This is a genomic window from Nonomuraea sp. NPDC050663 (assembly GCF_044456985.1).
Classification (GTDB): domain Bacteria; phylum Actinomycetota; class Actinomycetes; order Streptosporangiales; family Streptosporangiaceae; genus Nonomuraea.
In genome coordinates, this window is record NZ_JBITGL010000008.1 from 412,281 (window position 1) to 430,957 (window position 18,677).

The window sequence follows — 18,677 nt, forward strand, 5'->3', positions numbered from 1 at the left end:
CTGCCGCGATCGACACGCTGGCTCGTTCCGAGCCCGGTCGCGACGGCCTGTTCTTCAGGCGGACGAGACCTTCGGCCTGGCAACGAGACAGTCGCTGCCGGGCCGAAGCCGTCATGCCCGAGACTCCCCTTGAGGCGGGTGCCTGCTTCCGGTCCGGACCGCGCGGAAGAGGACCCTTGGAAGCATTCTGGATCAGCCTGGCCGTGATCTTCGTGGCCGAGCTGGGTGACAAGAGCCAGCTGATGGCTCTGACGTTCGCGACGCGGTTCAAGGCTTGGCCCGTGATCGCCGGCATCACCATCGCCACCACCGTCGTCCACCTCGGCAGCGTCGCCATCGGCGGCCTCATCGGCGACGCCCTCCCCACCAAGGCGATCAACATCGTGGCGGCCATCGCGTTCTTCGGGTTCGCGCTGTGGACCCTGCGGGGCGACGAGCTGACGGACGAGGAATCGCAGAAGGCCTCCCGGACGACGCGCAACGCGATCATCGCGGTGACGGTGGCGTTCTTTCTGAGCGAGCTGGGCGACAAGACGATGCTCGCGACCATCACACTGGCCACGCAGCATGACTGGGTGGGGACGTGGATCGGGTCGACGGTGGGCATGGTGGCGGCGGACGCTCTGGCGATCGTGGTGGGGCGGCTGCTGGGCAAGCACCTGCCGGAGAAGATCATCAGGTACGGCGCGGCGGCGGGGTTCGCGCTGTTCGGGGCGATCCTGCTGTTCGAGGCCCTTCGCTAGGGCGTGGTCCTTCCCTGGGGGCGGGCGCTTCGCTCCGGGCTCTCTCGCCGGCGCGGTGACCACGAACGTTCACCGTGTTCACCGGCGCCTCGGCCACCCTCGTATCATGGCCGGATGATCGAGCTTCGGGAGGTCGGGGAGATCGCCTGCCCGGCCGCGCGCCTGTGGGCGGTCGTCGCCGACTACGGCCAGGACCCGTGCTGGCGCCGGGGCGTCGAGACGATGGCGCCGCGTCCCGAAGGCCTCGTCCGGGTGGGCACGACCACCGCCGAGGTGATGCGGTTCGCGGGCCGGACCTACCGCAACGGCGGTGAGGTCATCCAGGTGGAGCCGGGACGCTCGTTCGCCTGGCGCACCACATCGGGGATCGACGCCGAGGGCGGCAGGCTCGTCGAGTCGCTCGGCGAGGACCGTTGCCGCTTCACCTTCCACGTGCGCGTCACCCCACGCGTGACCTCCGAGAGGTTGCTGGAGCCGGCGCTGAGGTGGTTGCTGCGCCGGTCGATCCGTGCCGACGTCCGCCGCTTGGCCGGCCTCTGCGCTTCCTGACGTCGGTGGTCCGCTAGGCGATACTCGGCTCACGTTTTCCGGAGTTCGCGGCTCGCCACATCTCGACCGCGATCCACAACGCGCTCGCGGTGACGAGCGCTCCCCAAACGATCCGGGCGGGCTGCGGCAGATAGAAGTGCGGCAGGTAAGTGATCATCGCCACCGCCATCGGCACGGCGCTCCAGCGGTTCATCGTGCCCGAGCGCCAGACGATCGAGGCGGCCAGGATCGCGGCGAGCGCGATGAGCGCCAAGCCGATCGCGAAGACGGTCACCGCGGTCGCGTCGGTGCGGAACGCGTCGCCGGCCTCCGTGAGGCTCGCATCGCCCACGGCCACGGCCCGCTCGCCGATCGCCTTGAGGCCGTAAACCTCGGCACCGTAGTAGGAGATTGACAGCGCCGAACCTATGGAGCCGGTGATCGCGGCGAGCAACGCGGGCTTCTCCAGAGGGGTGTCTTCGACGAAGCCGCGGAGGCTGCCCCAGGTCAGTGGGATGAGGATGAGTCCGACGATCGCGGCGAGGTGGCCGACGGTCCAGCCTGCCGAGGCCCACGCGGCGGCGCCGTCGAGGGTGGTCTCGTCCTCGCGGGGCGCGGCGGTCTCGTAGACGGTGAAGAGGATGCCGGCCAGGGCCATGCCGATGGCGCCGGTTCGGATCCGGGAGGCTTGAGGGTTCACGTTCGTTCCTGAGGGGTGTCGCCCGCTCATTTGGAGAGCGGTGATCTGTTTATGGATCGATGCTCTCATGGCGAGCACTGATTCACAAGAGCGGTGCTCTCGTTTCTGTGCACTGGTCGCATGAGTGATAACTTGACTAACTGGATGGTTATAAATAGCGTGCCTTCACCTAAATAACCAGTTAGTTCCGGGAGCTCCCATGGCTGACCACCTCTTCATCGCCAACCGCTGGGTACCCGCCCAAGAACTGCAACCCGTCACCAACCCCGCATCCGGCCAGCCCTTCGCCGTCGCCCCCGAGGCGTCCAGGGCCGAGGCGGCTAGCGCCGTCGCCGCTGCCCGGCGGGCCTTCGACGAAGGGCCGTGGCCGCGCAGCGCCCCCCGCGAGCGCGGAGCAGCGTTGCGCCGCCTGGGCGAGATCATGGACCGACGCCGCGACGAACTGGTCGACCTGGTGGTGCGGGAGAGCGGCTTCCCCCGGCCGCTGGCCGAGCAGGTCCACGTGCAGACCGCCATCGACTTCCTGTACGACGTGGCCGACCGGCTGCTTCCCGCGATGGCCTTCACGACACCGCTCAACCCCCACGCCGCGTACTCCATCACCGGGCAACCGCAGACCACCCAGGGCGTTGTCGCCAGGGAGCCGGCCGGGGTGGCGGCGCTGCTGACGCCGTTCAACGCGGCCGTGCCGCTGACGGTGCACAAGCTCGCCTCGGCGCTGGCCGCCGGATGCACCGCCGTGGTCAAACCGTCGCCGTACACGCCCCTGCAGGTCCTGTTGCTCGCCGAGATGGTCCAGGAGGCCGATCTCCCGCCCGGCGTGGTCAACGTCGTCACCGGTGACCTGGAAGCCGGCGTCGAGCTGACCACCAACCCCGGTGTCGACATCGTCAGCTTCACCGGCTCGAACACGGTCGGCCGCCAGATCGCCACGCAGGCGGCGGCCACGTTCAAGAAGGTCGTACTGGAGCTGGGCGGCAAGTCGGCCAACATCGTCTTCGCCGACGCCGACCTGGACCGGGCGGCGCTGGAGGTGGCGGGCAACACCGTCACCAACGCCGGTCAGGGCTGCCTGCTGCTCACCCGTACCCTCGTGGACGAGCGTGTCCACGACGACTTGGTCGCCAAGGTGATCCCGCTGCTGAAGGCCGTCACCATCGGTGACCCCGCCGACCCGGCGACCGCCATGGGGCCGCTCATCAGCGCCAAGGAACGCGACCGCGTCGAGACGATGATCCGGCAGGGCCAGGCTGAAGGCGCCCCCCTCGCTTACGGCGGAAGCCGCCCGCAAGACCTGGCCCAGGGCTTCTACCTGGAACCGACCCTGTTCACCGGTGTCGACAACACCATGACCATCGCCCGGCGGGAGTTCTTCGGCCCGGTCAACACGGTCATCCCCTTCGCCGATGAGGACGAGGCCGTCCGCATCGCCAACGACAGTGACTACGGGCTCAACGCCGGCGTCTTCACCCGCGACTTCGCCCGCGCCCACGCGGTCGCGCGCCGGCTGCGCACCGGGATGGTCAACGTCAACGCCTCCTGGGGCGTCAACCCGGACGCGCCCTTCGGCGGCTGCAAGCACAGCGGCATCGGCAGGGAAGGCGGCGCCTACGGCATCGAGGAGTTCCTGGAGCACAAGTACATCTCCTGGCCCGTCGGCGCCTAACCGGTTAGTCAACTGTCACACTTGAGGTCATGTCCCGCGCCCAAGCCACCCAGGCCCGCATCCTGCAGGCGGCCACCGCCGAATTCGCCGCCCACGGGCTGGCCGGAGCCCGCGTGGACCGCATCGCCCAGGCGGCCTCGGCGAACAAGAACCTCATCTACGTCTACTTCGGCAGCAAGGAAGCACTCTTCGACGCCGTCTTCGAGGCCCAGGTCACCCAGGGCCTCGAAGCCGTCCCGTTCACCGTCGACGACCTGCCCGCCTACGCCGGGCAGGTGCACGACCACTGCCGCAAGCATCCGGAGGTCATCCGGCTGACCGCGTGGCACCGGCTGGAAAGCGCCGGCCGGCCGGAGCCCGCCACCTCGGCGCCCGCCTACGCGGCCAAGCTGGCCGCCATCGAAGCGGCCCAGCGTGACGGGCGTGTGAGCGACGCCTGCCCTCCTGCGGTGTTGCTGGCGCTCATCGTCGCTTTGGCCACCGCTGACAGCCCCGTCGGAGCCACCGTGCCGCCTGGTTCGACCACCCGGCCCGGCCGCGATGACGAGATCCGCGCGGGCATCGTCGAGGCCGTTCGCAGGCTCATCGCCGTTCCGTGGATCGCCATCTCGTAGAACGTGGTCGGCGCGGGCGGGGCACTCACCCGTCGGCCCGCGGGACCTCCTCGCTTCCCGGCACCCGCCGGATCTCGATCTTGGCCCCGCGGGCCGTCGGGACCCGCTTGGCCCACTCGACCGCCTCCTGCTTCGAGGCGACGTCGAGCAGGAAGAAGCCCCCGAACAGCTCCTTGGTCTCGCCGTAGGGCCCGTCCGTGACCACCGGGGTCTCGCCGCTGAAGTCGACCACGACGCCCTGGCCGGGATCGTCCAGCCCTTCCGCCGCGAGGAGGACGCCGGCCTTGACCGTCTCCTCGATGAACTGGCGGGTCGTGGCCATCATCTCGTCGATGTCGGCCATCATGGCCGCGTTCGACTCGTCGGTGCCTCGCATGATGAGCAGGTACTTCGACATCGTGTTCTCCTCGTCCGGCGGGGCCGCCTCTCGGCCCTCACCCACTCGTCGAACGAGCGGCCCGCGGATCGACACGCGGCCGTCGCGGGCGCGCTGCTGATCGGAGAGCCTAGCGTCGCGTCCTCGGAAGACATGGGGCTGACGGGACGGCTCTTGTAGGATCCCGCCTCAGCAGGCCGTGGCGTGACCCGAGGAGCCGATGCTGGTATGACGGCAGAGCGACCGATGCCCACCCAAGACGACGTGCTCGACTACTTCGACTCCCTGTCCAACTGGGGACGCTGGGGTGACGACGACGAGCTCGGCACGCTCAACCACATCACCGACGAGGTGCGGCTGGCGGCGGCGCGTGCCGTACGGCATGGCAGGAGCGTGTCGTGCGCGTGGGAGGTCGCGGTGCCGAAGGACATGGAGCGGGCGACGACGGCGTGCCCGTGTGCCGCCGACATGCCGGGCGCGGAGAACATGCCGGTGGCCGCGTTCCATGCCGACCGGCGCTGGGGTTTCTCGACCGAGCGGCTCGGCATCACCTTCCACGGCAACACGCTCACCCACATCGACTCGCCGTGCCACATCTTCTGGGACGGCACGATGTACAACGGGCGGTCGCACTCGATGGTCGACGCCGAGACGGGGTCGGGGTGGGCGGCCGTCACGGCGGCGGCGAACGGGATCGTGACGCGGGGTGTCCTGCTGGACGTCGCGAAGGTTCGCGATGTGCCGTGGCTGGAGCCGGGGGAGGGCGTGTTCCCCGAGGATCTCGAGGAGGCCGAGCGGCGCCAGGGGGTGCGGGTGGGGACCGGTGACGCGGTGCTGCTGCGGACCGGGTACGGCCGTGCCCGGCACGAGACGGGTGCGGCGATCGGGTTCACGCAGACGGGCTGGCACGCTTCGTGCCTGCCGTGGCTGCATGAGCGGGGTGTCGCGCTGATCGGAGCCGACAGCCCGCAGGATGTCCAGCCGTCGGGGTACGACGACCTGCTGATGCCGGTCCACGCCGTGAGCCTGGTGGCGATGGGGTTGTGGATGCTCGACAACTGCGACCTGGAGGCGTGCGCGGCGACGGCCGAGGAGCTGGGGCAGTGGGACTTCCAGCTGGCGGTCGCGCCGGTCCGCTTCGCCGGGACGTCCGGGAGCCCTGTCAACCCGATCGCCACGTTCTGACGGCGGCACGCGCCGGACCTCGCGAGAGTCAGCCGAGGTCGATCCCGGCCAGCTCACCCCGCCCCGCGATCCCCAGCTTCGGATACGCCTTGTACAGGTGATGTCCCACGGTCCGATGGCTGAGGAACAGGTGGGCCGCGATGTCGCGGTTCGACATGCCGCGAGCCGCGAGTCTCACGATCTGCAGCTCCTGCGGCGTGAGCCGGCCGCCGACGCCGCCGATACCGGAGACCCCGCCCGCCCCGATGAGCTGCAGCTCCGCGCGGGCCCGGGCAGCCCACGGCCCGGCCCCCAGCTGCTCGAAGCTGTTGACCGCTGCCTGCAGACGCCCGCGCGCCTCCGCCTTCCGCCGGGCCCTGCGCAGCCATTCCCCGTACAACAGCTGCGTGCGCGCCTGGTCGAACAGGTGCGTGTCGTCCGCGTGGAGCTCCAGCGCCCGCACGTAGTGCTCCTCCTGGTCCTCGACGAGCGCGCGGCACCGGGCGACGAGCGCGTCGCTCCACGCCAGCCCGATGTGCGCCGCCCACGACTCGAAAGCCCGCAGCGCGGCACGGGCGCGAGGCTGCTGTCCCACCCGCACCGCCGCCTCGATCAGGTCCGGTGTGCTGCGGACGACGGGCAGCTGGCAGTGCATCGCCCCGGCCGCCAGGTTCTCCAGCCGCGTCAGCGCCTGTTCCGCTCTGCCGTACCCGAGGTCGAGCAGGGCCGTGGACCAGCGGCCGGCCGCGACGGCGACGGAGCCGGCGCTCTCCGCGTGCGTGGCGCAGCGGCGCTCGTCGCCCTGGACGGCGGCGATGTAGGCCAGGATGGAGCTCGCCTGGCCGACCCACTCGGCCTGGGCGGTGTCGCGGGCGATCCGCAGCGCCTCCTCGGCCTCGCCGAGCGCTTCGCCGTACCGTCCGATGAGGGCGTGGGCGGCGGCCAGGTAGGTGAGGGCGGCGGGGAGCGGGCCGATGCGGACCTGGGCGCGCAGCTCGCCGACCGTGGCGGCGGCCAGCTCGCTGATCCTCCTGTCGTGTCCCATCGCCAGTCCTGCGCCGCAGATCAGGATGAGGCTGTCCATGCCGGCGATGTCGAGCCGCAGGGCGGCGCGAGTGACGTCGGGGAGCGGCGGCAGGCCGGTGGGCGGCAGGCCGAGTTGCAGGGTGACCGACCAGACGGCCAGCTGGAGGACCGGGGTCAGGCGGTCGTCCGGCGCCATGCGGAGGGCGGCGAGCCGTTCGAGCGTCTCGGCGGCGAGGTCGTCGTCGCCGGAGTTCCAGGCCAGGAACATGCTGCCCATGAGCGGCCAGAGCGCGCCGCCGGGGTCGAGCTCGGCGGCCTCCAGCAGCAGCGCGTGCGCGGTGCGCAGGCGGCCGCGGGCGGAGTTCACCGTGGAGCGGGTCATGGCGATCCTGACCAGCAGCCGCGGGGAGGTGGTCTGGCCCGAGGCCAGCTCGGCGAGTTCGTCGGCCAGGTCCAGGTCGCCCGCCTCGGCCGCCGCCTCGGCGGCCAGGACGTTCCTGCGCGCCCGTTCCGCCGGGTCGGGGGACAGGCGGGCGGCGCGGGCGTAGGCGATGGCGGCGGAGCCGAAGCCGCTGCGTTGCCCTGCTCGTACGGCGGTGCGTTCCAGTTCGTGCGCGGCGTGCTCGTCGGGGCCCGCCGTGGCAGCCGCCAGGTGCCAGGCGCGGCGGTCGGCGTCGGCGGGAGAGGCGAGCAGTTCGGCGAGGGCGGCGTGGACGGCCAGGCGCAGGACGGGCGGCGCGCCCCGGTAGACGGCGGCCCTGACCAGCGGGTGGCGGAAGGTCACCACGCCTTCGGCGACCGTGATGAGGCCCTGCGCCGCGTCGAGCGCCACGGCGGGCGCGCCGAGCGCCTTGCCCGCGCCCAGCACCACGTCCAGGTCGGGGCTCGAGTCGCTGGCCGCGACGAGCAGCAGGAGCCTGGTCTGCTCGGGCAACCGGTGGATCTGGGCCAGGAAGGTGTCCTGCACACGCTGGGCCAGGGGCAGGTCGCCGGTGGAGTAGGCCTCGTCGGCGGGCAGCTCCAGCAGCGCCAGCGGGTTGCCGGCGGCCTCGGTCAGCAGGCGGCGGCGCGCCACCGGGCTGAGTTCCGCGGCTCGTCGCGACAGCAGGGCGGCCGAGTCCTCCATGGTCAGCGCGGCCAGCCTGACCTCGTCGAGGCCGGGCGTGGGTTGTTCGCAGCGGGTGGCGAACAGGAGCACGATCCTGTCGGTCCCCAGCCGCCGGGCGGCGAACAGCAGCGTGTCGGCCGAGGCCCGGTCGAGCCAGTGGGCGTCGTCGATCACGCAGAGCAGGGGGCGCTCGTGGGCGGCCTCGGACAGCAGCGACAGGACGGCGAGGCCGATGAGGAAGCGGTCGGCGGAGGTGACGGGGGCCAGCTCGAAGGCGCCGCGCAGGGCCGCCCGCTGCGGGTCGGGCAGGCCGTCGATCCGGTCGAACAGGGGGCGCAGCAGGAGGTGGAGCGCGGCGAAGGGCAGGTCGGCCTCGGCCTCGATGCCGGTGGCCCGGAGCACCCGCGTGCCTCCCTCACGAGGCTCGATGCCGGACGCGCCGGCGACCCGCGTGCCCGACGCCGCCGCGACGGCGTAGTCGATCAGCGCCGTCTTCCCGATGCCCGGCTCGCCGCGGACGATCAGGGCGCCGCCGCCGTCCAGCAGACGGTCGATGACCGCCATCTCCTGCTTCCGACCGCACAACACGGCATTAAGTATCGATTACCCAATAAATGACTGATTCGCCGGTATGGCACCTTGCGTAGCGTCGTCCCCCATGAAGCACATCCTCATCTCCGGCGGCAGCATCGCCGGACTCGCCCTGGCCCACTGGCTGCCTCGCCATGGCTTCTCCGTGACCGTGGTCGAGCGGGCGCCGGCTCCCAGGCCGGGCGGCCAGGCGGTGGACCTGCGCGGAGCGGCCCGCGAGGTGGCGGAACGCATGGGGATCATGGCGCGGATCCGGGCGGCGGCCATCGACGAGCGCGGCCTGGCCTACGTCGACGCGAACGGCAGGAGGCGGGCGGCCATGCCGGCCGACCTGTTCGGCGGCGAAGGCGCCGTGGCCGAGATCGAGATCCTGCGCGGCGACCTGACCGACATCCTGTACGGCGCCGCCCAGCAGGGCGTGGAGTACCTGTTCGACGACTCCATCACCTCCATCGCCGAGTCGGATGGCGGCGTCGACGTCTCCTTCGAACGCGCCGCGCCGCGACGGTTCGACCTGGTGGTCGGCGCCGACGGCCTGCACTCCAACGTCCGCAGGCTGACCTTCGGATCCGAGCAGCAGTTCGTGCACCATCTGGGCGCCTACACCGCCTACTTCACCATCCCAGCCGACGATCTCACCCTCGGGCACTGGTTCCTGCTGCACAGCGCGCCCGGTGGCCGCCTGGCGGGGATCCGGCCGGAGAAGGGGCGCAGCGCCAAGGCGATGTTCAGCTTCACCGCCACCGACCTGGTCTACAACCGGCACGACGCCGCCGGGCAGCAGCAGATCCTGCGAGAGCGGTTCTCCGACGTGGGATGGCACACGCCGTACCTGCTCAGCGTGATGGCGCAGGCGCCTGACTTCTTCTTCGACACGATCAGCCAGGTCCGCATGGACAGCTGGTCGCGGGGGCGGGTCGTGCTGCTCGGCGACGCCGGGTACTGCGGCTCGCCGCTGTCGGGCAACGGCACCGCGATGGCGCTGGTGGGCGCGTACGTGCTGGCGGGCGAGCTGGCCGCGGCCGGGGGCGAGCACGGTACGGCTTTCGCGCGCTACGAGGAGGCGATGCGGCCCTACGTCACCGAGTGCCAGAAGCTGCCGCCCGGCGGGGTCGGCGGGTTCCTGCCCGGGAGCCGCATGGCGATCAGGATGCGCAACCTGTCGGTGAAGGTCATGACCTCGCGGCCCCTGCGCGGCCTGATGGCCAAGGCCGCGCAGAAGGCGGACTCGATCACGCTGAAGCCCTACGACCACCACGCTCACCTGGCCTCGTGACATTTGTCCCGGCCTTTCCCGGATCTACGGTTCTAGTGGCCACTGCCCGGGATCCCGGACCGTGGTAGGTATGAAAACCCTGCTCATTGCCACGCTTCTGGCCACCGGCTGCACCGCGACGTCGGCGGATCCGGCGATCGTCGAGACGCCTGCGGGGGCCGTTCGAGGATCCGTGACCGCGCAGACCGCGACCTATCAGGGCATCCGCTACGCCACGGCCGCCCGCTGGGAGAGCCCCAAGCCCGTGCCCTCGTGGACGGGCGTGCGCGACGGCACAAAGCCGGGTCCCATGTGCCCGCAGGTCGGCTCCGAGTACGCCAAGACGGCGAGCACGAACGAGGACTGCCTCATGCTCAACGTCACCACGCCGCGCGCCAAGGGGAGCAAGCGCCCGGTCATGGTGTGGGTGCACGGTGACGGGGCGCTGGGCGCGGGACACTACTCGGACGCGAAGCTGCTGGCGGCCAAGGGCGTGGTGGTCGTGACGATCAACTACCGCCTCGGCGTCTTCAGCGGCTTCGGCTACCCGGGCCTGCGTGATTCCGGCGCCTACGGCCTGCAGGACCAGCAGGAGGCCCTGCGCTGGGTACGGCGCAACATCGGGGCCTTCGGCGGCGACCCGGCCAACGTCACCCTCTTCGGGATCTCCTACGGCGGCCTGGCCATCGGCGGCCACCTGACGGCGCCGGGCTCCGCTGGCCTGTTCCAGCGGGCGATCATGATGAGCGGCGAGTCGATGATGGACATGCCCGCGGGCAGCCTGGTGCCCGGCGTGCCCACGATCGAGTCGTTCGGATGGCGCTCGGAGGCCGAGGTCACCGGGCTGGGCCAGATCTACGCCAAGCAGCTGGGCTGCTCCGACGTGGCGTGCCTGCGGGCGCTGCCGGTGGAGCGCATCCTGGCGGTGCCGCAGATCATGAACGTCTTCCAGGTCTACGCGTACGGCAACGCGGTCCTGCCCGAGTCGCCCGCCAAGCGGCTGGCGGCGGGGGAGTTCCACCGGGTGCCGGTGCTCGCGGGCGCCACCAAGGACGAGCACCGGCTCTTCGTGGGCATGGGCGAGCCGCTGACGCTCGATGAGTACGGCAAGCGGCTGGAGGCGGCCTTCGGCAAGGACGCGGGACGGGTGATGAAGCGCTACCCGGCCGAGCCGTCGCCCAGCATGGCGTGGGCCACGGTGATCACCGACCGCATGTGGGCACGCGGCACGCACGCCCAGAACACGGCTCTGGCCAGGCACGTGCCGGTCTACGGATACGAGTTCGCCGACCGGGACGCCCCGATGTTCCTGCCGCTGCGGAACGGGTTCGACTGGGGCGCCTATCACGCCGGCGACCTGCCGTACATCTTCCCCGAGGCGAAGACCGAGCTGTCGCCGAAGCAGCGGGTCCTGTCGGACCAGATGGTCGGCTACTGGACGAACTTCGCCCGCACGGGCTCACCCAACGGGCCGGGACTGCCGGAGTGGCCGAAGTTGTCGAAGGGCAGGACGACGCAGTCGCTCGCCCCTGACGACATCAGGCAGATCGACTATGCGGCAGAGCACGACCTCGCCTTCTGGCGCTAGCCGTCTGGTGGGCGGCGACGCCGAAGAGGATCAGCCCGAGCACAACCATGCCGCCCACGGCGGGCCAGCGCAGGCCGGGCGCCAGGTAGGTGGCGAGGAACCAGCTCTGGCCCTCGACCCCGTTGGCGACGAAGATCCCGGCCACGATGCCCTGGGGGAACAGCGGGATCGCGCCGAGCAGGAAGAGGAGGGCGGCGAGCGGGGGCGGCGCGGTCTTGGGCAGGGTCCGCACCCTCTGAGGCGGCCCCGCGGGCGTGAGCACCGGGACCCGACGCCCGGTGCGCATGGCCTGCAGCAGCTCCACGCCCCGCTCGCGCAGCCGCCGCTCGGCCAGCAGGCCGAGCCCCCACGCGGACAGGAACCCGGTGGCCAGCCCGACCGGGACCCCGGCCCACCCGTAGGAGAGCGCGACGAGCCCGGCGGGCACGCCGGAGGCGACCACGAGCGCCAGCATCAGGTACGCCAGCCCGGTCAGCCCGCCGTTGTCGTCGCTCACCCGCAGCGGGTTGCCGCCCCGCCGGTGCGGGTCGGTCCCGGGGACCAGCCCGTAGACCGACACCAGCGGGATGAGCCCGGCGGCCCCGCCGAGCATCGCGGCCAGCAGCGCCAGCACGAGCGGCCAGGGCCCGCCGGCGACGGCGGCGGTGACCACGGTGACCGCGGCGGCCGCCGGGCCCACCGCCGCCAGCCAGGCCAGCTGGCGCCCGCGCACGTCCGACGCCCGGGGCGTCAGCAGCGTGAGCCACAACGCGGTGCCGTCGGAGCCGTAGAGGTTGGACGTCAGGGAGGCGGCCATCACGACGAAGATCGGCCCGGCGTACGGCAGCATGCCGTCCCATCCGAGCAGCAGCGGCGAGGCGCCGAAGCAGACGCCGAAGGAGAGCGAGAAGATCACCTGGTAGTTGCGCACCAGGTCGCGGGTCCAGGTCCGCAGTTCCTTGGCGAAGACGCCGCCGAGGGCGCCATGGGCCGTGACGGCCCGCCTGGGCCTTCCTGACGTGCGCGGCGCCCCAGCACGCCTCGACAGCAGCGCCGCCCACGCGCCCAGCAGCACCAGGTCGAGGACGGCCAGGGCGACCAGCCGGCCGGGCTCGCCGTTGACGGCCAGCAGCCCCCAGCCCGAGGGGAGCTGCCAGACGAGCTGCGGCACCCCGCTCTGGTCGAAGAGGGCGAGGAAGACCCAGATCTGGCAGAGCGCGCCCAGGATGGCGCCGTTGAGCAGGCCGGCGCCGACCGCGCCCAGGCGCGAGCGCAGGGCGAGGCCGAGGAGGGCGACGGCGACCCTCGACACGAGCACGAAGAGCGCCAGCTGCAGCACGATCGCGACCACGGCGATCAGGGCGCCCGCCGGGCTCTGCCGTACGCCGGAGATCACCAGCCCGAGCGACGCCACGAGGCTGATCAGCGGGGCCATGCCGATGAAGGCGGCCACCAGCAGGCCGCTGGCCAGGCGATGTGACTTGATGCCGAGCAGGGAGAAGTGTTCCGGCCTGAGCGACTCGTCCCCGCCGCCCATGAAGAGCGGCCCGAGCATCCAGCCGAGCATCCACACCGCGTACGCCCCCGCGAGGACGGCGGGATCGGCGGTGAGGGCCAGGTAGAGGGTCCAGCCCGCGAGCAGCACGCCCAGGAGCACCCCCGTCGAGGTCATCGGCCCCTTGAGCGAGTGTCGCAGGAGCGAGACCTTCATCCTGGCCATCGTCAGCGCGACAGCCACGTCAGCTCCTTCGCTCCGGCGGACTCGCCCTCGACGAGTTCCACGAACCGCTCCTCCAGGCTCCGGCCGTCCTGCACCTCCGCGAGCGACCCGGCGGCCGCCACCCTGCCGCGGTCGATCACCGCGACGTGGTCGCACAGCTGCTCCACCAGCGCCATCACGTGGCTGGACAGGACGATCGAGCCGCCGCCCGCGACGAAGCCGCGCAGGATCGTCTTGATCGTCGCCGCCGACACCGGGTCGACCGCCTCGAACGGCTCGTCGAGCACCAGCAGCCGCGGCGCGTGCAGCAGCGCCGTGGCCAGGCCGATCTTCTTGCGCATGCCGGTGGAGTACTCGATCACGAGGGTCTTCTCGGCCCGGTCCAGCTCCAGGACGCTGAGCAGCTCGTCCGCGCGCTGGTCGACCGTGCTGCGCGGCATGCCCCGCAGCAGCCCCTGATAGGTCAGCACCTCGCGCCCGGTCAGCCGCTCCGGCATCGCCAAGCCGTCGGGCAGGACTCCGATCAGCGCCTTGGCCTCGTCGGGAGCCGCCCACACGTCGTGTCCGAACACGTGTGACCGGCCGGCGTCCGGGCGAAGCAGCCCGACGGCCATCGACAACGTGGTGGTCTTGCCGGCGCCGTTCTGCCCGACCAGGCCGAGGAACGCGCCGGGAGGCACCACCAGATCGACTCCGTCGACGGCGCGCGAGGCGCCGAAGGACTTGCGCAGGCCGGTCAGGCTGAGCGCAGCATGCACCAGCTTCTCCCCAGGTGAAAAGGCATATGTGGGGTATCAGCCTCTCGGCTAGCCTGGGCCGGATCAACGACGGATTCCGCGGGGAACCGGTAACTCCGGACTAATCAATGGGGGTCGTCATCGACTGCATCTTCTGCTCGATCGTCGCCGGGCGGCTGCCGAGCCACCGGGTGCTGGAGGACGAGCACACCGTGGCCTTCCTCGACCGGGCCCCGGCCGCGCCCGGTCACACGCTGATCGTCCCGCGCGTGCACGCGCGGGACGCCTGGGAGATCTCCGAGGAGAGCCACGCCCACGTGGCGCGCATGACGCATCGGGTGGCCGCGCTGGTCAGGGCGGCGCTGGCCCCCGACGGTGTGAACATCACCCACTCCACCGGCGAGGCCGCCGGCCAGGACGTCTTCCACTTCCACACCCATGTCGTCCCCCGGCGGCACGGCGACGACCTGAAGCGGATGTGGGCGTCGACGCGAGCCGCTCCCGAGGAGCTGGAGCGGGTCAGGACACTGCTTCAGGCCAGCAGCGACAACCGGTGAGCCGCGGCCGCGGCCTCGCCGCGGCTGCCGACCCCGAGCTTGCCCAGGATGTTCGACACGTGCACGCTGACCGTCTTGGCCGAGATGAACAGCTCGGCCGCGATGTCGCGGTTGCTGCGCCCGAGCGCCACCAGGCGCAGCACTTCGAGCTCGCGAGGCGTCAGCAGCTCGGAGGAGCCGTCCTGCTGCTCCAGCGTCGCCCCGACCCGCCGGGAGAGCGTCTCGATCTCGGTGATGAGCGGCGTCGCCCGCAGGGCCGAGGCCAGGGGATGGGCGGCGCGCAGCCGTACGGCGGCCGAGTCGCGGTCTCCCGAGTGGGCGAACTCCGAGGCGGCGTGGAGCAGCGCCTTGGCCTGGGCGTGCGGCCGCTTCAGCGCCTCCCACGCGGTGGCGGCGGCGTCGAAGTCGCCGTTGAAGGTGAGCTGGTAGGCGGTGGCGACCGGCCCGCTGCGGCGCAGGCCCGCCGCTACGGCCCTGGCGTGCTCGCGCACAGCCGTGGCGCGGGCGGGCTCGACGGCGGAGGCGGCGTCGCAGACGAGGCGGATGACCGACAGCAGGCGCCAGGTCAGCATGGCCTTGCTCGACAGCAGCGGGTGGCCCAGGATGCGCTCGGCGACCGACAGCGCCACGTCGGGCTCGCCCTTGAGCAGGTGCCAGCCGATGTGCAGGCGGGTGCTGTTGGTGATGTCCTGGACGAAGTCCTCCGGGCGTTCCTTGAGCACGCCCAGCTCGCCCAGGATGCCCTCGACGTACTCCAGCTCCCCGCGTGACAGGGCGATGTCGGCGCGCACCCGGATGAGGTGGTAGCGGTTGCGCAGCGCGGGGCCCAGCGACAGGGCGCGCTCGACGGTCTCGATCGCCTCGTCCCAGCGTCCGAGCGCTTCGAGCGCCTCGGCCCGGTTGTTGAGTATGAAGGTGCCGTTGGTGCGCAGCCTGCCGTACTTCTTGGCCAGCCGCTCGCCCTCGAAGGACAGCTCGATCGCGTCGTCGAGGCGGCCCAGCTCGCACAGCGAGTCGACGCCGTTGCCGATCGCGCGGGTGACGAGGCTGCCGTCGCCGGTCTGCTCGCCCAGGTCGCGGGCGCGCATGATGTGGTCGATCGTGGACTCGAGGTCGCTGTGGATGGAGAAGCCCAGGGCGCGGTCGAGCAGGAAATCGCCTTCGAGGCCCGCGTCGCCGAGCTCGCGGGCGAGCCTGAGCCCTTCCTCCGCCTGCTGCCTGCCCTCCTCGACCTCGCCGATGAGCATGAGGTGGCGGCCCATGTGGTGCAGCACCTGGGCGCGGGCGAAGCCGGGCTGGGGCACCAGGCCGAGCGCGTGGCGGTAGTCGCCGATCATGCTCTGCTTGCCCTTGGAGATGCTGAGGCCGATCTGCTTGATGATGAGCAGGGCGACGCGCTCGGGTTCGACGGCCTCGTCGAGCTCCTTCAGGGCGCCCTTGATGAACTTCAGGCCCTTTTCGATCTCCGAGCCCGCCGCGGCGGCCGAGGCCGCCTTCTCCAGCACGTCGGTGTGGCTGACCCCGATCAGCTGGGAGGCGTCGGGGACCTTGTCCCACAACATGAGCACGCGCTCGAGCAGCGGTATGGCCTCGGTGTAGGCGAAGGCCTTGAACGACTTGCGCGCCGCCTCCCAGGCCGACACCAGCGCCTGCTCGTCGTCTCGCGCGCTGTACCAGTGGTGCGCCAGCTCGACGTAGGCCCGTCCTGGCGGCACGAGCATGCGGTTCTTGGAGATCTCCTCGGCGTAGCGCGCGTGCAGGCGCTGGTGCTCGCCGGGCAGGAGTTCGTCGTGGACGGCCTCGCGGATGAGGGCGTGGCGGAAGACGTAGGCGCGGTTGTCGGCGATCTGCAGGACGTTGCCGGCGATGGCCGGGCGCAGGGCGCTCTCCAGCTCGATGTCGGACAAGCCGCTGACCCTGGCGAGCAGGGTGTGGCCGATCCTGGTGCCGCCGGCGGCGGCGGTGCGCAGCAGCCGCTGGGTCTCCTCGGGCAGGCGTTCGACGGAGCCGAGGATGAGGTCCTGCATGGAGTCGGGGAAGGCGCACTCCACGCCGCACTCGATGAGCGCCTCGACGAACAGGGGGATGCCCTCGCTGCGCTCGTAGACGCTCTGCACGGAGGTGTATTCGGGGGTGTTGCCGAGGATGCCCGCCATCTGCTGGGCGACCTCGTCGCGCGACAGGCGGGGCAGGTCGAGCCGCAGCACGCCCTCGACCCGGCCCAGCTCGGCCAGCACCGGCCGCAGCGGGTGCTGGCGGTGCAGGTCGTCGGAGCGGTAGGTGAGGACCATCAGGACGGGTACGGCACGCAGGTTGCGGCTGAGGAAGGCGATGAGGTCGCGGCTGGAGCGGTCGGCCCAGTGGATGTCCTCGATCACCAGGACGGTGGGGCGGCTCTCCGAGACGCGTTCCAGGAGGGTGAGGAACTGCTCGAACAGCCGGGCGCGGCCGGTGTCGGTGTCGCCGTCGGCGCTCGGCGCGCCGAACTCGGGCAGCAGCCGGGCCAGATCGCGGGCGGCGCCCTCGGGAAGCAGGGAGGCCACGTGGGTGGTGCTCGTCTCGCGCACGAGCTGCCGCAGCGCGGCGGTGAAGGGGGCGTAGGCGAGGCCCTCGCTGGAGAGTTCGACGCATCCGCCGAAGAGCACGTGGGCGCCGTCCTGGGAGGCCCGCTCGGAGAAGCGCTGCACGATGCGGGTCTTGCCGACCCCCGCCTCGCCCCCCATCAGCACGGCGGTCGCGGACCCTTTCCTGGCCTCGTCGTAGGCCTCCGCGAGCACCTCGAGCTCGTCCTGCCGCCCGACGAAGACCGGGCTCACCGAACGTCCCAGCATGTCGTTAAGCATGGCATGCCCCGTCTATTGCTTTTTCCGTGGATATGCGAGGGCCGCGGAGGGTCTCTCCACGGCCGCGGGTGTCAAAACGTCTGCTGTCTCTCAAGGAAGCTGCGGGCCAACCGCCCGCAAGGAAGCTGAGAGTCGATCAATCACAATCGGGTCAAATCGTCACGGTGGTTCCAGGGCCCGGCCGCGAGGGAGGATGCGGCCGGGCACTTGTGGGGCGGTCATGACTCGTGGCGGCGCTTGCCGAAGACCGAGCGGCGCTCGGACCGGCTGGACTTCTCGGCCTCGCGTACCCGGCGGTGGCGGGCGGCCTCGCGCTGGAGCTCGGAGGCGTGGGACTTGATGAGCTGGTATTCGAGTTCTGCGTTCATGGCTATAACTCTCCTCCTAAGGCCCATGGGCAGGCATCGGACGGATGCCTTATCTCTTGCCTAACCGTGGGCCTAGGACTACCTAGGACACGCCTCATGAGCGCCTAAGGCAGGCCACGATGGTGCTCCGTGAAGCTTCTTCTGATCCTGGCGTTGCTCAGCCAGAACACTCCCGCCGCAGGTCAAGAGGCTGAATGGGGGGTGGTCAGGACAGCCAGGAGCGATGTCCTAGGCGGCTACCAGGACGTGGGCGCCAGCCGCGCGGACGACGCCTGGGTGGTGCGCACGGGCAAGCCCCTGCTGCGGTGGGACGGCCGCGCCTGGCACAACGCGGGCGGTACGGCGGTGCCCTACCTGGTGCGCGCCCATGGCCCCGGCGAGATCTGGCGCTTCAACGAGAGCGTCGAACAGGTCGAGGTCTGGCGCTGGAACGGCAGGACGTGGACGGCCCTGCCGATCCGTGAGTCCGGCGCCCACGCCACCGCCGCCCTGGTGCCCAGGAAGGGCGAGTGCTGGGCCGCCGGGCTCAGGTTCGGCGACCATGGCATGGAGGACATGGTGTGGCACTGGACGGGCAAGAGCTGGACCAGCCGGCGGGCGCCGATGCCGATCACCGACTTCGCCGCCGCCTCCAGGAGCGAGCTGTGGGCGCTCAGCAGCTACGAAGGCGGGCCGTCGGCGTCGATCCTGCGCTGGTCGGGGCGGGAATGGCGGCGCGTGTCACTGCCGCGCCTGCCGTACGCGGAACTGCACGACATCGTGGCGCTCGGGCCCGACGACGTCTGGGCGGTGGGCTCCCTCGTCTCCTCCAAGGAGGGGCTGGTGCTCCACTGGGACGGCGTGTCGTGGAAACGTTCGTCCTACCGGCCCGCGGGGACCGGCTTCCGGCGGGCCGCGCCCGACGGCGCGGGCGGTCTGTGGCTGGCCGCCAGGAAACAGCAAGGTCCCGATTCCATGACGCACTACACCGCGTCGAGCAAGTGGCAGGAGGTGCCGTTGGACCTGCCCGAGGCGGAAATCACCGGTCTGGCCAACGTCCCGGGCACCACGATGATGTGGGCGACCGTCGACGCCCGTGGCGAACAGGTGATTCTCAGCTACAAGTGAGTTTGGA

General features: G+C 71.2%; 16 protein-coding genes. 9 read left to right on the top strand and 7 right to left on the bottom strand.

Going from position 1 to position 18,677, the window contains the following annotated elements; all coding sequences use genetic code 11:
* Window positions 1–176 precede the first annotated feature (176 nt).
* Together ACIBH1_RS26955 and ACIBH1_RS26960 are read left to right on the top strand one after the other, a co-directional pair.
* Window positions 177–743, top strand: coding sequence for a TMEM165/GDT1 family protein (locus ACIBH1_RS26955; RefSeq protein WP_397316696.1), 567 nt, complete (start codon window positions 177–179; stop codon window positions 741–743).
* A gap of 114 nt (window positions 744–857) precedes the next feature.
* Entirely contained in the window at window positions 858–1,292 is a 435-nt protein-coding gene (locus ACIBH1_RS26960) for an SRPBCC family protein (RefSeq protein ID WP_397316697.1), read from the top strand.
* A 13-nt stretch (window positions 1,293–1,305) separates the two neighbouring features.
* Here ACIBH1_RS26960 and ACIBH1_RS26965 read toward each other — a convergent pair whose 3' ends face one another.
* Window positions 1,306–2,040 carry a hypothetical protein gene (locus ACIBH1_RS26965; protein WP_397316698.1) on the bottom strand — a complete coding sequence of 245 codons (735 nt, stop codon included), beginning with the start codon at window positions 2,038–2,040 and terminating at the stop codon, window positions 1,306–1,308.
* A 130-nt stretch (window positions 2,041–2,170) separates the two neighbouring features.
* Here ACIBH1_RS26965 and ACIBH1_RS26970 point away from each other — a divergent pair, with 130 nt between their 5' ends.
* On the top strand, window positions 2,171–3,637 hold the full coding sequence (locus ACIBH1_RS26970) for an aldehyde dehydrogenase family protein (RefSeq protein ID WP_397316699.1): 1,467 nt from the start codon (window positions 2,171–2,173) through the stop codon (window positions 3,635–3,637).
* 29 nt (window positions 3,638–3,666) lie between these two features.
* A complete protein-coding gene (locus ACIBH1_RS26975; RefSeq protein ID WP_397316700.1) occupies window positions 3,667–4,251 on the top strand; it encodes a TetR family transcriptional regulator in 585 nt (194 codons plus the stop codon).
* A gap of 25 nt (window positions 4,252–4,276) precedes the next feature.
* On the opposite strand, the gene ACIBH1_RS26980 is transcribed toward ACIBH1_RS26975, so the two are convergent.
* Entirely contained in the window at window positions 4,277–4,648 is a 372-nt protein-coding gene (locus ACIBH1_RS26980) for a YciI family protein (RefSeq protein WP_397316701.1), read from the bottom strand.
* 207 nt (window positions 4,649–4,855) lie between these two features.
* Here ACIBH1_RS26980 and ACIBH1_RS26985 point away from each other — a divergent pair, with 207 nt between their 5' ends.
* Complete coding sequence (locus tag ACIBH1_RS26985) at window positions 4,856–5,812, top strand: cyclase family protein (protein WP_397316702.1); 957 nt, start codon at window positions 4,856–4,858, stop codon at window positions 5,810–5,812.
* A 28-nt stretch (window positions 5,813–5,840) separates the two neighbouring features.
* On the opposite strand, the gene ACIBH1_RS26990 is transcribed toward ACIBH1_RS26985, so the two are convergent.
* Window positions 5,841–8,513, bottom strand: coding sequence for an ATP-binding protein (locus ACIBH1_RS26990; RefSeq protein ID WP_397316703.1), 2,673 nt, complete (start codon window positions 8,511–8,513; stop codon window positions 5,841–5,843).
* Window positions 8,514–8,583: 70 nt separating this feature from the next.
* On the opposite strand from ACIBH1_RS26990, the gene ACIBH1_RS26995 reads away from it, so the two are divergent.
* Window positions 8,584–9,792, top strand: a complete 1,209-nt coding sequence (locus ACIBH1_RS26995; protein ID WP_397316704.1) for an FAD-dependent monooxygenase — start codon at window positions 8,584–8,586, stop codon at window positions 9,790–9,792.
* Window positions 9,793–9,862: 70 nt separating this feature from the next.
* Window positions 9,863–11,359: a carboxylesterase/lipase family protein gene (locus tag ACIBH1_RS27000; RefSeq protein ID WP_397316705.1), complete on the top strand. Its 1,497-nt coding sequence runs from the start codon at window positions 9,863–9,865 to the stop codon at window positions 11,357–11,359.
* On the opposite strand, the gene ACIBH1_RS27005 is transcribed toward ACIBH1_RS27000, so the two are convergent.
* Both ACIBH1_RS27005 and ACIBH1_RS27010 read right to left on the bottom strand, forming a co-directional pair.
* Complete coding sequence (locus ACIBH1_RS27005) at window positions 11,310–13,076, bottom strand: hypothetical protein (protein ID WP_397316706.1); 1,767 nt, start codon at window positions 13,074–13,076, stop codon at window positions 11,310–11,312. The genes ACIBH1_RS27000 and ACIBH1_RS27005 overlap by 50 nt on opposite strands.
* A complete protein-coding gene (locus tag ACIBH1_RS27010; RefSeq protein ID WP_397316707.1) occupies window positions 13,061–13,816 on the bottom strand; it encodes an ABC transporter ATP-binding protein in 756 nt (251 codons plus the stop codon). Before ACIBH1_RS27010 ends, ACIBH1_RS27005 begins: the two co-directional genes overlap by 16 nt.
* Before the next feature lie 107 nt (window positions 13,817–13,923).
* Between ACIBH1_RS27010 and ACIBH1_RS27015 the strand changes: the two genes are divergently transcribed.
* Window positions 13,924–14,352 (top strand): HIT family protein, encoded by a 429-nt coding sequence (locus tag ACIBH1_RS27015; protein WP_397316708.1) that lies wholly within the window; start codon window positions 13,924–13,926, stop codon window positions 14,350–14,352.
* On the opposite strand, the gene ACIBH1_RS27020 is transcribed toward ACIBH1_RS27015, so the two are convergent.
* Both ACIBH1_RS27020 and ACIBH1_RS27025 read right to left on the bottom strand, forming a co-directional pair.
* Entirely contained in the window at window positions 14,328–17,183 is a 2,856-nt protein-coding gene (locus ACIBH1_RS27020) for an ATP-binding protein (RefSeq protein ID WP_397316709.1), read from the bottom strand. The genes ACIBH1_RS27015 and ACIBH1_RS27020 overlap by 25 nt on opposite strands.
* 230 nt (window positions 17,184–17,413) lie before the next feature.
* Complete coding sequence (locus tag ACIBH1_RS27025) at window positions 17,414–17,563, bottom strand: hypothetical protein (protein WP_181616162.1); 150 nt, start codon at window positions 17,561–17,563, stop codon at window positions 17,414–17,416.
* A 129-nt stretch (window positions 17,564–17,692) separates the two neighbouring features.
* Between ACIBH1_RS27025 and ACIBH1_RS27030 the strand changes: the two genes are divergently transcribed.
* Window positions 17,693–18,670, top strand: coding sequence for a hypothetical protein (locus ACIBH1_RS27030; protein WP_397316710.1), 978 nt, complete (start codon window positions 17,693–17,695; stop codon window positions 18,668–18,670).
* The last annotated feature ends 7 nt before the right edge of the window (window positions 18,671–18,677 follow it).